This window comes from Zavarzinia sp. (assembly GCF_049306435.1).
Taxonomy (GTDB): Bacteria; Pseudomonadota; Alphaproteobacteria; order Zavarziniales; family Zavarziniaceae; genus Zavarzinia.
Genome location: NZ_JBAQRT010000190.1, coordinates 1 through 13,004, shown reverse-complemented (window position 1 = coordinate 13,004; position 13,004 = coordinate 1). Strand labels below are relative to the sequence as shown.

11 protein-coding genes are annotated in these 13,004 nt (G+C 67.1%); 7 read left to right on the top strand and 4 right to left on the bottom strand.

The window, feature by feature from the left end:
- Positions 1 to 470 (bottom strand): toll/interleukin-1 receptor domain-containing protein (locus tag WAZ62_RS10545; protein WP_422643484.1); only part of this gene is annotated, 470 nt, incomplete at its 3' end.
- A 247-nt stretch (positions 471 to 717) separates the two neighbouring features.
- On the opposite strand from WAZ62_RS10545, the gene WAZ62_RS10540 reads away from it, so the two are divergent.
- Positions 718 to 2,115 carry an NAD(P)H-dependent flavin oxidoreductase gene (locus tag WAZ62_RS10540; protein WP_422643483.1) on the top strand — a complete coding sequence of 466 codons (1,398 nt, stop codon included), beginning with the start codon at positions 718 to 720 and terminating at the stop codon, positions 2,113 to 2,115.
- A gap of 16 nt (positions 2,116 to 2,131) precedes the next feature.
- Positions 2,132 to 2,575, top strand: a complete 444-nt coding sequence (gene irrA / locus WAZ62_RS10535; RefSeq protein WP_422643482.1) for an iron response transcriptional regulator IrrA — start codon at positions 2,132 to 2,134, stop codon at positions 2,573 to 2,575.
- A gap of 83 nt (positions 2,576 to 2,658) precedes the next feature.
- Here irrA and WAZ62_RS10530 read toward each other — a convergent pair whose 3' ends face one another.
- A complete protein-coding gene (locus WAZ62_RS10530; protein WP_422643481.1) occupies positions 2,659 to 3,828 on the bottom strand; it encodes a helix-turn-helix transcriptional regulator in 1,170 nt (389 codons plus the stop codon).
- Positions 3,829 to 4,387: 559 nt separating this feature from the next.
- On the opposite strand from WAZ62_RS10530, the gene WAZ62_RS10525 reads away from it, so the two are divergent.
- Together WAZ62_RS10525 and WAZ62_RS10520 are read left to right on the top strand one after the other, a co-directional pair.
- Positions 4,388 to 5,545: an ATP phosphoribosyltransferase regulatory subunit gene (locus WAZ62_RS10525; RefSeq protein ID WP_422643480.1), complete on the top strand. Its 1,158-nt coding sequence runs from the start codon at positions 4,388 to 4,390 to the stop codon at positions 5,543 to 5,545.
- A gap of 42 nt (positions 5,546 to 5,587) precedes the next feature.
- Complete coding sequence (locus WAZ62_RS10520) at positions 5,588 to 6,880, top strand: adenylosuccinate synthase (protein ID WP_422643479.1); 1,293 nt, start codon at positions 5,588 to 5,590, stop codon at positions 6,878 to 6,880.
- A gap of 13 nt (positions 6,881 to 6,893) precedes the next feature.
- Here the strand turns inward: WAZ62_RS10520 and WAZ62_RS10515 are convergent, their stop codons facing one another.
- Positions 6,894 to 7,559 carry a TetR/AcrR family transcriptional regulator gene (locus WAZ62_RS10515; RefSeq protein WP_422643478.1) on the bottom strand — a complete coding sequence of 222 codons (666 nt, stop codon included), beginning with the start codon at positions 7,557 to 7,559 and terminating at the stop codon, positions 6,894 to 6,896.
- A 75-nt stretch (positions 7,560 to 7,634) separates the two neighbouring features.
- Here WAZ62_RS10515 and WAZ62_RS10510 point away from each other — a divergent pair, with 75 nt between their 5' ends.
- Positions 7,635 to 8,711 (top strand): efflux RND transporter periplasmic adaptor subunit, encoded by a 1,077-nt coding sequence (locus WAZ62_RS10510; RefSeq protein ID WP_422643477.1) that lies wholly within the window; start codon positions 7,635 to 7,637, stop codon positions 8,709 to 8,711.
- Positions 8,708 to 11,842, top strand: coding sequence for an efflux RND transporter permease subunit (locus tag WAZ62_RS10505; protein WP_422643476.1), 3,135 nt, complete (start codon positions 8,708 to 8,710; stop codon positions 11,840 to 11,842). Before WAZ62_RS10510 ends, WAZ62_RS10505 begins: the two co-directional genes overlap by 4 nt.
- A 6-nt stretch (positions 11,843 to 11,848) precedes the next feature.
- Here the strand turns inward: WAZ62_RS10505 and WAZ62_RS10500 are convergent, their stop codons facing one another.
- Positions 11,849 to 12,310, bottom strand: coding sequence for an NUDIX hydrolase (locus WAZ62_RS10500; protein ID WP_422643475.1), 462 nt, complete (start codon positions 12,308 to 12,310; stop codon positions 11,849 to 11,851).
- A gap of 229 nt (positions 12,311 to 12,539) precedes the next feature.
- Here WAZ62_RS10500 and WAZ62_RS10495 point away from each other — a divergent pair.
- The coding region (locus WAZ62_RS10495; protein WP_422643474.1) for a DUF2066 domain-containing protein at positions 12,540 to 13,004 on the top strand (465 nt) is incomplete at its 3' end.

Genomic DNA, 13,004 nt, shown 5'->3' with positions numbered 1-13,004 from the left:
GCGGCGGGCGCGGCGCTCTCGGCCGGGCGGGGTACGAAGACGGCCAGATCCGGCTGGGGCAGGAGCTGGATGTTCAGCGTCGCCGCGATCCCCTCGGCCAGGCGGTCGAGATATTGCGTGATGGGCGGCCGCCAGGCATCGATCCACTGTTCCGACGAAACGAAGAGTTCGAGCGCGCGGGCCGGCGTCACCTCGCGGATGCGGACGGTGAAGACATTCTTGCCCTTGGAGACCGAGCGTTCGATCTCTTTCCGCACGAAGATCGACTTGTTCGAGTTTTCCGACAAAAGGAAGACGATCGCCCCCGCCGCGTCCAGCCCGTCGATGATCTGCTCGGCGTAATCGGCGCCGGGGCGGATATCCCGGGGCGCGATGAAGCACTTCACCCCACGCTGTTCGAGATAAGCCGTGACCTTTTCGGCGAACTCACGATCCTCGGATGCGTGACTGATGAAGATCGGCGCACTCATGCCTTGCCGCCTTTGAAAAACCCTGAAAATCGCGTGCAGTCTATCGCGGGCGATGGGGCTGAACAGTGGTGTTGCGCACACAGGGTGACGAATTTTCATTCACACTGGTCAAAATTGACGCGACCCCCCCTCGAAAGGCGCGGCAGGCCTTTATTGCTGCCTGCGATACGCTATATGTAGACGATATTGGAGACGTCATCGTTCCGCCATGCAGCGGGACGGTCAGGGTTATCGGGAATCGGTCGGAATGAAGGCGCTAAACGCGGTTCGTATTCAGGGTGTCGAGGTGTTGCCGCTCCTCGAAGGCGGCAAGGGTGTCTCTGCGACCAACGGACACTCGTCCGGCGCCTGGGCCGCGGCCGGGGGTATCGGCACGGTTTCCGCCGTCAATGCCGACAGCTATGACGCCAATGGCAATGTCATTCCGCAGATCTATCTCGGCAAGACCCGCCGCGAGCGGCACGAGGAACTGGTCAGCTACGGCATCAACGGCGGCATCGCCCAGGTGCAGCGCGCCCATGACGTCTCGGGCGGCAAGGGCCGCCTGCACATCAACGTCCTGTGGGAAATGGGCGGGGCCGAGCGGGTGCTGAAGGGCGTCCTCGAAGGCGCCAGGGGCATCGTCCATGGCGTGACCTGCGGCGCCGGGATGCCCTATCGCCTGGCCGAGATCGCCGCCAGCTTCGGCGTGAACTATTATCCCATCGTCTCCTCGGGCCGCGCCTTCCGCGCCCTGTGGAAGCGCGCCTACCACAAGTTCTCGGACTTCCTCGGCGGCGTCGTCTACGAGGATCCGTGGCTGGCCGGCGGCCACAACGGCCTGTCCAATTCCGAAGACCCGCTGGTGCCCGAGGATCCCTATCCCCGCGTCGTCCAGCTGCGCAAGGACATGAACGAGGCCGGCCTGCACGATACGCCGGTGATCATGGCCGGCGGCGTCTGGTATCTGCGCGAATGGCAGCATTTCATCGATAACCCGGAAGTCGGGCCGATCATCTTCCAGTTCGGCACCCGTCCCCTGCTGACCCAGGAAAGCCCGATCCCCGAGAGCTGGAAGCAGCGCCTGACCCGCATCGCCAAGGGCGAGGTTTCGCTGCACCGTTTCTCGCCCACCGGCTTCTATTCCTCGGCCGTGCACAACCCCTTCCTGCGCGAGCTGGAAGAACGGTCGGAGCGCCAGATCGCCTATTCGTCGGAGACGGTGGGCGACCATCAGGCGGCGCTGGCCATCGGCGCCCGCGGCCGGCTGGTCTACGTCACGCCGCACGACAAGGAGCGGGCCGAGGGCTGGATGGCCCGGGGCTTCACCGAGGTCATGCGCACGCCCGATCACACGATGGTGTTCGTGACGCCCGAGAAGGCGCGCGAAATCCACAAGGACCAGATCGATTGCATGGGCTGCCTGTCGGCCTGCAAATTCTCGAACTGGTCGCAGGGCGAGGAAGGCTCGACCGGCAAGAAGGCGGACCCGCGCAGCTTCTGCATCCAGAAGACGTTGCAGGACATCGCCCATGGCGGCGATCCCGAGAACAACCTGATGTTCGCGGGTCATTCCGCCTACCGTTTCGGCACCGATCCTTTCTATTCCAACGGCTTCGTGCCGACCGTTCGCCAGCTCGTGGACCGTCTGGTCACGGGCGATTGACGAGGGAGCAACACGCATGAGCAGGACCACCGGCCCCGAGAGGCCCTTCCGCGATGCCCTGCAGAGGTTGAAGGCCGCCGGCCTTCGTCCGACCCGCCAGCGGCTGGCCCTGACCCGGATCCTGTTCGAGAACGGGCATCGCCACGTCACGGCCGAAACCCTCCACGCCGAGGCGAAGACCGCCGGCGTCGATGTCTCGCTGGCGACGATCTACAACACGCTGCACCAGTTCACCGGTGTCGGCCTGCTGCGCGAGGTCGTGATCGATACGGGCAAGGCCTATTTCGATACGAATACCGACGACCATCACCATTTCTTCTTCGAGGACAGCGGCCGCCTGGCCGATATTCCGGGGGCGGAAATCGCCATCGCCAATCTGCCCTCCACCCCGATGGGCATGGAAGTGGCGCGGGTCGATGTCGTCATCCGCCTGCGCGGGACCCCGCCCCAGGACGCCTGAACGTCCGCTTCGCCGTCACGCTGAAGCGCCCGGCCGCGATCCCGCGAGATCGCCGCCGGGCGTTTTCATGTCCGGACCACCGATCAGTGCGCCCGGTCTAGACAGCCCAGTGGCGCCACGCCGTTGACGAGGATGCGCACCAGTTCCGCCTGACGGGTGACCCCGGTCTTGGCGAACATCGAGCGCAGATGGGCCCGCGCCGTGTTGTAGCGGATGTTCAACTCCGCCGCCGCGTCCTCGAGGCTGTCACCCTTGGAGAGCTGGGTGGCGAGGGCCGATTCCGCCTGGGTGAAGCCGAACAACTGCTTGAGGATCGCCGGATCGGCCCGTACCGCCGATTCCGGATCACGGATGAAGATGGTGACGCCGGAGCGCCAGCGGTCCGAGATCTTGTTGCCGAGACGGATGCCGTTGACGACGAGGCCAAGGTCCCTCGCGCCCGATGGCCGGGTAATCGACAGGGCCTGGGCGTGCAGCCGCTCACCCCCCTCGGCCGCCACGGCCTCGGCGTTGAGGGCGGCGCGAATCAGCGCCTGCAGCGCGCGGTCGTCATGGGTCGAGGTGGCGCGCACCGAGCCATTGACCATGGACAGCCCGTCGCGCCGGCCCATCAGGTCGGAAGCGATCGAGTTCATCACGATGACCTTGCCGTTCTCGTCGAGAACGAGACCGCCGACCGCCAGCCGGTCCATGGCATCGGCATAGATCTGGTTGACCATCTCGGACTGGGTCATGCGCGAGCGCAATTCCAGCGAGCGGGCGAAATGCGGCGCCAGCAGCGAGATGAGATGCGCTTCCTCCTTCACGAAGGGATCGGAGTCGCGGGCCCGCATCACCCGGACGAAACAGTCGATATTCTCGAGACTGCAGACCCAGGCGCCCATGTAGTGGTTGATGCCGCCGATCTCGAGCAATTCGTTGAACTTGCCGAATTCCGACCGGTTCAGGGTCAGCCAGTCGTTGATCGTGTAGACTTGGCCGAGCCGCGTTTCCACATTGGGACGGTGCTTCTGATATTCGCTTTCATAGGTCAGGAACTGGTCGAAATCGATCGGCCCCGCGTTGATCGTCGCCTCCTGGCGCAGCGCCGACTTGGCCACGATGGACAGGGTGACGAAACGCGCGTCGAGCAATTCGCGCAGCAATTCCAGCGACTGCTTCCAGGCAATATCCTCGAACGCACCCTGGTAGATCTGGCCGATCAGCAGGCTCAATTGTTCCTGCGACGGGCCACTGTGGCGAAGTTCCAGCATTTCCGAGCCTCGTGAACATCCAACACGGTGTGTCCGCCGTCGGCGACGGCAAAGCCGACGACCAATGGCGAATGCCGACCTGTCAAAGGGGCCCGCCGCGATGCGCGGCCGGTCTGGTCGAAGTCATGTCTTGACGCCATGGGAAAACAGCATCGGCCGCCCCCCAACCGCAAGATTATTCAAGGTTCGGATCGGCCACGCCCGCCCCTCCTGTCCGGAGGATGATCGCCTCGGGCGTCGTCCGCTCCCTCCCGCCTGTCGCCGGCTCGCTTCCCTTCGGGGAAGGGCCGGTCTCTTTTAATTATTCAAGACAGTAGCAGTATCTCTTATCGCGAACAGCCATGGAATTTCCCGTTTCGGGTCGGACCCGCCGGAAATGGGTGCAGTTTTTGCACTTGCGATGAACCTTTCGCGGCCGCAGGAAGGCGGGACGGGCACGGATTCCGGCCGACGATAGGCCGGCGCACCGGTTTCGGCAGGGCAGCCATCCCGGACCGCCACGGATTTTCTTTGCCTTTTCCATGGACGGCAGGGCCGGCATGAGTAAACTCCGCCCGCCATGACGGAATACGCCGCCCGCGCCCTGCTGCCTGAAGGCCTGCAAGACGAACTGCCCCCCGCCGCCGAACATGAGGCGGCCGTGGTCGCGCGGCTCGTGTCGGCTTTTGCTGCCCACGGCTATCAACGGGTCAAACCCCCGCTGATCGAATTCGAGGAAAGCCTCACCCAAGGCCCCGGCGCCGCGCAGGGAACGGATATGTTCCGCCTTGTAGACCCGGCCAGCCAGCGACTGATGGCGGTCCGTTCGGACATGACGGTGCAGGTCGCCCGCATCGCCGCCACCCGTTTGCGCAACACGCCCCGGCCTCTGCGCCTCGCTTATGCCGGGCAGGTGCTGCGGGTAAAGGGCACCCAGTTGCGGCCCGAGCGGCAGTTCACCCAGGCCGGTATCGAGCTGATCGGCACGCGCTCGGTCGCCGCCGATGCCGAAGTCGTCCTGCTGGCCCTCGAATCACTGGCCGCCTGCGGTCACACCCGGCCGGTCACCGTCGACCTGACCCTGCCGACCCTGGTGCCGGCGATCGCCGCCGCTCTTGGTCTGCCGCCCCGGCTGGCGCAGCAGGCGCGCGACGCGCTCGACGGCAAGGATGCCGGCGAGCTTGAAGGCCTGCCCGCCGAAGCCTTCCGCCTGTTCAATGTCCTCCTTGAAGCCGCCGGCCCCGCCGACCGGGCGCTGGCCGCCCTCGCCACCCTCGACCTGCCACCGGAGGCCCGGACCGGTGTCGCCGAACTGGCCGGCCTGATCGCCGAGATCCGCGAGGCGGCGCCGGGTCTCATGCTGACCGTCGATCCCGGCGAATACCGCTCGCACGAATATCACACGGGCTTTGGCTTCACCTTGCTGGCCGCCGGCGTCCGGGGCGAGCTGGGCCGGGGCGGTCGCTATGATCTCGTCGGTCCCGATGGCGGCACCGAGGAGGCGGTGGGCTTCACGCTCTATGTCGATTCGCTGCTGCGCTCCCTGCCGAAGCCGGGGCCGGGCACTTTCGTCTACCTGCCCTTTGGCACGACGGCCGATGCCGCGCGGGCTTTGCGCGCCGCCGGCCATCGTACCGTCGCCGCCCTGGCGCCCGAAGCCGATGCGCGGGCCGAAGCCCGCCGCCTCGGGTGCAGCCATATTTACGCAGAGGGCGCCGTCGCGCCCGTCGCGGCCTGAGCCCGCGAACCATCACACCTTGCGTCCAAGGATGTAGAGACCATGGCCAATGTTGCAGTGATCGGCGCCCAATGGGGCGACGAGGGCAAGGGCAAGATCGTCGACTGGCTGTCGGAACGCGCGGATTGCGTGGTGCGTTTCCAGGGCGGTCACAATGCCGGCCACACGCTGGTCATCGGCGGCGTCACCTACAAGCTGTCGCTGTTGCCGTCGGGCATCGTGCGCGGCGGCAAGATCTCGGTCATCGGCAATGGCGTCGTGGTCGACCCCTGGGCGCTGTTCAGCGAGATCGAGCGGCTGCAGGGCCAGGGCGTCGCCATCAGCCCGGACAATCTGGTGCTGGCCGACAATGCCTGCCTGATCCTGCCCGTGCACGGCGAACTGGACGGCTTCCGCGAGGATGGCAGCAAGACCGGCGGCATCGGCACCACCCGCCGGGGCATCGGCCCCGCCTATGAAGACAAGGTGGGCCGCCGCGCCGTCCGCGTTTCCGACCTGGCGGACCCGGCCACCCTGTCGCGCCGGCTGGATGCGCTGATCACCCATCACGATGCGCTGCGTGCCGGTTTCGGCGCCCCGCCGGTCGACCGACCGGCGCTGGAAACGAAACTGGCCGAGATCGCGCCCCGCCTGCTGCCTTTCGCCCGCCCGGCCTGGCTGGTGCTGGACGAAATGCGCACCGCCGGCAAACGCGTGCTGTTCGAAGGCGCGCAGGGTTCGATGCTCGACATCGACCATGGCACCTATCCCTTCGTCACCTCGTCCAACACGGTTTCGGGCCAGGCGGCGGCGGGTTCCGGCGTTGGTCCCCGCTCGGTCGGCTATGTCCTCGGCATCACCAAGGCCTATACCACCCGCGTCGGCGGCGGCCCCTTCCCGACCGAGCTGACCGACGCGGTCGGCCGCCGGCTGGGCGAGCGCGGCCATGAATTCGGCACGGTCACCGGCCGGCCGCGTCGCTGTGGCTGGTTCGATGCCGTGATGGTGCGCCAGGCGGTGAAGGTCGGCGGCATCGACGGTATCGCCCTGACCAAGCTCGATGTGCTCGACGGTCTCGAGGAACTGAAGATCTGCGTCGGCTATCGCCTGCGCGGCGAGATCATCCGCCACTTCCCCTCGTCCGCCGGCGATCAGGCCGCGGTCGAGCCGGTCTACGAAGCGATGGAAGGCTGGTCCGAATCGACCCAGGGCGCGCGCCGCTGGGCCGACCTGCCGGCGACGGCGATCAAATATGTGAAGCGGGTGGAAGAACTGATCGAAGCCCCGGTCGCCCTGCTGTCGACCAGTCCCGAGCGCGACGACACCATCCTGGTCCACGATCCCTTCGTGGACTGAGAGAGGCCGGGCCTCAGGCCCTCGCCAGCAGGCCGTTCAGCAGCAGATCGAGATGCGCCGCCTTCATCGCGGCGACATTCGGCATGGGCGCGCCGATGGTCGAACTGATCACCACCTGCAGGCAGGCCATGACGGCCGGCGCGACGATCGCGTCGGGAAAGCCGGCCAGCCGCGCGGCCGCCAGGGGATGGAATTCCCCGGTCGCCACGCCCCGCTCGATCACGCCGAGAATGAGATCATCGGCGAGACTGAACAATTCGTGATGGAAGAACTGGGCCAGTTCCGGCACCCGTGACGCCTCGCCGACCATCAGGCGAACGAATTCCCGCGATTTGGCGTTGCCGACAAGATCGTCGTAGGCGCGGTCGATCAGCGTCGTCAGCAGCAGGCGGCCGCTGGCCTCGCCCGCCGAAATCGCCCGCATCCCCTCGATCAGCGGCAGCAGATGGGCGCGGATCATGGCCTTGAACAGATCTTCCTTGCCCGGGAAGTAGTGATAGATCGTGCCCTTGGTCACGCCGATGCGCCGCGCCACATCCTCGAGCCGGGCGCCGGCATAGCCCTTTTCGGCGAATTCCGCGAAGGCCGCTTCAATGATCTGACCGGGCCGCGCGGCCTTCTGGCGCTGGCGGATGCCGGGGGTGAGGGAAGCCGTCTCATCGGCTGCGATTGTCGTCATATTCCGTTTTTTTCATTGACCGACGAGTTAGTCAATATACATCTACTGTATCGAACCGATATAGCGAGCCCCGTCATGGCCATGTTCCGTCCCCTGCTGCTGACCGCAGGCCTGCTCTGCCTGGCCCTGACCCCGCCGACGGCCTGGGCCGAGGGCTCGCGTCCCCCGGCGATGACCGTGACCGTGGTGCGCGCGGCCGAACATCCGCTGGCCCGCCAGGTCGTCGCCTCCGGCACCATCCGCCCGTGGGAGGAGATCACGGTCGCGGCCGAGGCTCAGGGTCTTGCCGTCGTCGAGGTGGCGGCGGACGAGGGCGACAGCGTGGCGGCGGGCGCCATCCTGCTGCGCCTCAATGATTCGGTCCTGAAGGCCCAGCGCGCCCAGCAGGCGGCCAATCTGGAAGCGGCCCGCGCCATGCTGGCCGAGGCTTCGGCCAATCTGTCCCGGGCCCGCGACCTGCAACCACGCGGTGCCGTCAGCCAGCAAAGCCTCGACGAGCGTCTGGCGTCGCAGCGGACGGCCAGCGCCAATGTCGCCGTCGCCGAAGCCGCCCTCGCCGAAATCGACGCCCGGCTGGCGCAGACGGTGATCCGCGCCCCCGTGGCCGGCATCGTCTCGGCGCGCGGCGTCAATCTCGGTCAGGTGGTGAATGCCGGCAGCGAGATGTTCCGCCTGATCCGCGACGGCCGGCTGGAACTTCAGGCCGAAGTGCCGGAAACCGCCTTTGGCCGGCTGCGCCCCGACCTCGCCGCCGCGATCGAGGTGGATGGCCGGCCTGAGACATTGCCCGCGACGTTGCGCCGGCTGAGCCCCACCGTCGATCCCCGCACCCGCCTTGGCATCGCCTATCTCGCCCTGGGCCCGGATGCGGGGCTGCACCCCGGCATGTTCGCCACCGCCCGCATCGATCTGGGCACCGCCGATCTCCTGATGGTGCCGCAAGCCAGCATCGTCTGGCGCGGCGGCATCGAAGGCGTTTTCGTCATCGGCGACGCCGGCATCGCCCGCTTTGCCCCGATCGAGACCGGCTTGCGCCGCGACGGCCTCGTCGAGATTCGCCAGGGCCTGAAGACCGGCGATCCCATCGCCCTGCTCGGTGCCGGCTTCCTGTCCGATGGCGATGTCGTCGGCGTGGCGGAGGCCCGGTCGTGAACGGTCTGTCGTCCTGGTCGATCCGCAACCCGGTTCCGGTCATCGCGCTGTTCCTGGTGCTGAGCATCGCGGGGCTGGCCGGTTTCATTGCTCTTCGCATCAACAACACGCCCGATGTCGACGTGCCGGTGGTCAATATCACCGTGGCCCAGCCGGGCGCCGCCCCGAGCGAGCTGGAAACCCAGGTCACCCGCATCGTCGAGGATTCGGTGGCGGGCCTCGGCGCGGTCAAGCACATCACCTCGACCATCAGCGACGGCATCTCGGTCACCAACATCCAGTTCCAGTTGGGCGTCAATCTCGACCGGGTGACCAATGACGTGCGCAACGCCGTCGCCGGCATCCGCGCCGATCTGCCGGGCGATGCCGAGGATCCGGTGGTGACCCAGGTCGATGCCTCGGGCGGGGTGCTCTTCACCTATGCCGTGCGCGCCCCCGCCATGACCCCGGCCGAGCGCAGTTGGTATGTCGACAATGACATCGCCAAGGCCCTGCTGGCGGTGAAGGGCGTCTCGGATGTCGTCCGCGAAGGCGGGGTCGAGCGCGAGATCCGCGTCCGTCTCGATCCGCGACGCATGGCCGCCCTCGGCGTCTCGGCCCAGACCGTTTCCTATTCCTTACGCCGGGCCAACACCAATCTGCCGGGGGGCCGGGTCACCATCGGCAGCGGCGAACAGACGATCCGCACCGTGGGCAGCGCGATATCGGTCGAGGCCCTGGCCGCGACAAGGATCGATCTGCCCGATGGCCGCTCCCTGCGCCTGTCCGACCTCGGCACGGTCGAGGATTCCTTCGCCGAGCCCAGGACGAGGGCCCGTTTCGACGGCGAGGAGGTCGTGGGCTTTTCGGTGATGCGGACGCAAGGCTCGTCCGAAGTCCATGTCGCCGAGAAGGTTCGCGCCGCCATTCATGCCCTCGACGCCGCCCGCGACGATGTCGAATTCGAGGAGGTGACCTCCGGCGTCGATTTCGTGCTGGAGAGCTATTACGCCTCGGTCGAGGCACTGGCGCTGGGCGCGGCCCTCGCCGTCCTCGTCGTCTGGTGGTTCCTGCGCGACGGGCGGGCGACCTTCATCGCGTCGGTCGCCATGCCGCTGTCGCTGATCCCGACCTTCGCGGTCATGATGGTGCTCGACCAGTCGATCAATATCGTCAGCCTGCTCGCCCTGTCGCTGACCGTCGGCATCCTGGTCGACGACGCCATCGTCGAGATCGAGAATATCGTCCGCCATATTTCCCAGGGCAAGAAACCCTATGCCGCGGCGATCGAGGCGGCGGACGAGATCGGCCTCGCCGTGGTCGCGACCACGGCGACCATCATCGCCGTCTTCATGCCGGTCGGCTTCATGCCCGGCGTGGTCGGCCAGTTCTTCCAGTCCTTCGCCATCGCGGCCTGCGTTTCCGTCGCCTTCTCCCTCGTCGTGGCGCGCATGCTCACGCCCCTGATGGGCGCCTATATGCTGCGGGGCGAGGACGCGCATCCGCACCGCGAGCCGCGCTGGATGCCGTCCTATATCCGTTTTCTCGGCTGGTGCCTCGATCGCCGCTTCGCCGTCCTCGTCGCCGGAATCGGCATTTTCATCGGCTCCCTCGGCCTCACCACCCTGCTGCCCAATGATTTCGTGCCGGTCAGCGACCGCGGCCGTTCCGTCATGTCGGTGGAACTGCCGCCGGGCGTGACCATCGACGAGACCGATGCCGCCGTCCGCCAGCTGACCGAGCGGCTGAAGGCGCGGCCCGAAGTGAAATCGATCTATGTCTCGATCGGCACCAATACGGTGACCGGCGGCCCCGGCGGCGGCGGCGCCCTTCTGGGCGAGGTGCGGCGCGCCACCGTCGTCGTCAACCTGGTGCCGCGCGGCGAGCGCAAGCTGAGCCAGCAACAGTTCGAGAACGAGGTGGGCGCCCTGCTGCGCCAGGTGCCGGGCACCCGCGTGCGCTTCGGCGCCGACGGCTCGTCGGGCGCCAAGTTCCAGCTCGCCCTCGTCAGCGACGACGCAGGCGTTCTCGCCCGCACGGCCGCGCAGGTGGAGCGGGAAATGCGCGGCATCGATGGCCTCGCCAATGTCGCCTCGACCGCCAATCTGGCCCGGCCGGAAATTCGCATCGTGCCGAAGCCCGACAAGGCGGCGGCCCTTGGCGTGTCGTCCGAGACCCTGGCGGCGGTCGCCCGGGTCGCGACCCTGGGCGACATCGACCAGGCCCTGCCGAAATTCAACCTGCCCGACCGCCAGATCCCGATCCGCCTGATGCTGACCGAGGAATCGCGCCATGACGCCGAAACCCTGGCGGCCCTGCGGGTGCCGACCGCCGATGGCGGCTCCGTCCCGCTGGCCGCCGTCGCGGACATCGAGCATGGCGCGGGGCTTGCCCAGATCTACCGGCTCGACCGGCGCAGCAGCGCGGCGATCGAGGCGGAACTGATCGGCATTCCGCTCGGCGTCGCCGCCGAGCGGGTCCACGCCCTGCCCGCCATGCGCCACCTGCCGCCCGAGGTGATCGAACTGCCGACCGGTGACATCGAGAATCTGGCCGAGTTGATGACCGGCTTCCTGATCGCCCTCGGCACCGGCGTGTTCCTGATGTATGTCGTGCTCGTCCTGCTGTTCAAGGGCTTCACCCATCCGGCCACCATCCTGACCGCCCTGCCCCTGTCGATCGGCGGCGCCTTCGGCCTGTTGTTCGTCACGGGACAGGCGCTGTCGATGCCGGCGCTGATCGGCCTCCTGATGCTGATGGGCATCGCCGCGAAGAATTCGATCCTGCTGGTCGAATATGTCCTTTATCAGCGCGCCAGCGGCATGAGCCGGCGCGAGGCGCTGATCGAGGCGGCGCACAAGCGCGCCCGGCCGATCATCATGACCACGGTCGCCATGGGCGCGGGCATGTTGCCCATCGCCATCGGGATCGGCGCCGACACCGAATTCCGCGCGCCCATGGCGATCGCCGTCATCGGCGGGCTGATCACCTCGACCCTGCTCAGCCTCGTCTATGTGCCGGTGGTCTTCACCGTCGTCGACGACATCAGGGATTTCTTCGCCCGCCGCTTCGGCCATCGCCTGAGCGCCCGGCGCGACGAAGGCGAAAACGCGGTCGGCGTGCCGCCTCGGGGGGTTGGAACCGCCCCCTGACCGGCTTCAGAGGTCGGCGCCGACCGCCGCCAGCGGTGGCAGGACGTCGACCAGCCGGTGTTCGTTGCGCAGCAGGAGCGAGATCAGCCCGCCGTCCGACAGAAGCATCAGCGCATCGAGAAAGCTGACGGGCCGGATCTCGCGCTGGCCCTTCTCGGGAAAATCGTCGAGATAGGTCGAGACCCGGAACGGATAGACGAAGACCCGCGCCGTGATCGCGTCGCTGCCCTGCCCCTTCGGGCCGATGAAACTGCCGAGCGATTTATGCGACACCGTGCCGATCAGCCCCGCTTCCTCGAAGGCTTCGCGCCGGGCGACTTCGTGGCCCGGCAGGCCGGGTTCCGGCCGGCCCTTGGGCACGATCCAGCGCCCCGTGGTCCGCGACGTGACGAGGACGATCCGCGGCTCGCCCGACGACAGGTCGATCGGCAGGGCGGCATATTGTCGGATCTCGGGTTTCTTCCTCATCGCGCTCTATTGACCGACCTTTGCCGGCAAACATCCATATCTTCTGAACATATTGCCACGATACCACAATCCCTTGCGTTCCACCTACCCCGTTACCGTGACAAAAGAATGGCAAAAGCCATCATATCGACAGATCCAGCGGCCTGATATTCTTGGTGCCATGAGAATGCCGCCTCTGGTGATCCTGTCCCTTACCCTCTGCGCCGCCGGAGCGGCGGGAGCACGGCCGGTGGACAAGCTGACATGGTGCGAAACGCTGGTGACCGGCCAGGGCGAGGCCGAGCGCGCGCGCGGCCTTGGGGTCTGCCTGGTCGAGGTTCTGGTCCGCGTCTCGGGCCGGCCGGCGCTGGCTGAAGACGCGCGCCTTCAAGTGCTTTTACCGGGTGCGGCGGGTGCGGTCCTTGATCTCGAATATGAAGATCGCATGAAGGCGTTACCGGTTGGTGACGAACAGGGGACAAGGGATCGCCCCTATTTCCTGCGCCCGACCTTCCGGGACGACGCCCTGCGCAACATGCTGGCCGGATTCGGCCTGAAACCCTGGGGCGCGGATCGCCCGGTGCTCGCGGTCGTCGTCACCAGCCATCGCGACGGCCGGGACTGGACCGTCGCCCGGGGCATCGCGGGTGTGACGGCCGGCGCGCAGGTCGAAGCCCTCGACGCGGCGGGCGCCCGTTTCGGCCTGCCCCTGGTC

Coding starts and splice junctions, on each gene's coding strand:
- WAZ62_RS10520 (WP_422643479.1), top strand. CDS start 5,588: ATGGCCAATGTTGCAGTGATCGGCGCCCAATGGGGCGACGAGGGCAAG.
- WAZ62_RS10500 (WP_422643475.1), bottom strand. CDS start 12,310: ATGAGGAAGAAACCCGAGATCCGACAATATGCCGCCCTGCCGATCGAC.
- WAZ62_RS10515 (WP_422643478.1), bottom strand. CDS start 7,559: ATGACGACAATCGCAGCCGATGAGACGGCTTCCCTCACCCCCGGCATC.
- WAZ62_RS10530 (WP_422643481.1), bottom strand. CDS start 3,828: ATGCTGGAACTTCGCCACAGTGGCCCGTCGCAGGAACAATTGAGCCTG.
- irrA (WP_422643482.1), top strand. CDS start 2,132: ATGAGCAGGACCACCGGCCCCGAGAGGCCCTTCCGCGATGCCCTGCAG.
- WAZ62_RS10510 (WP_422643477.1), top strand. CDS start 7,635: ATGGCCATGTTCCGTCCCCTGCTGCTGACCGCAGGCCTGCTCTGCCTG.
- WAZ62_RS10525 (WP_422643480.1), top strand. CDS start 4,388: ATGACGGAATACGCCGCCCGCGCCCTGCTGCCTGAAGGCCTGCAAGAC.
- WAZ62_RS10540 (WP_422643483.1), top strand. CDS start 718: ATGAAGGCGCTAAACGCGGTTCGTATTCAGGGTGTCGAGGTGTTGCCG.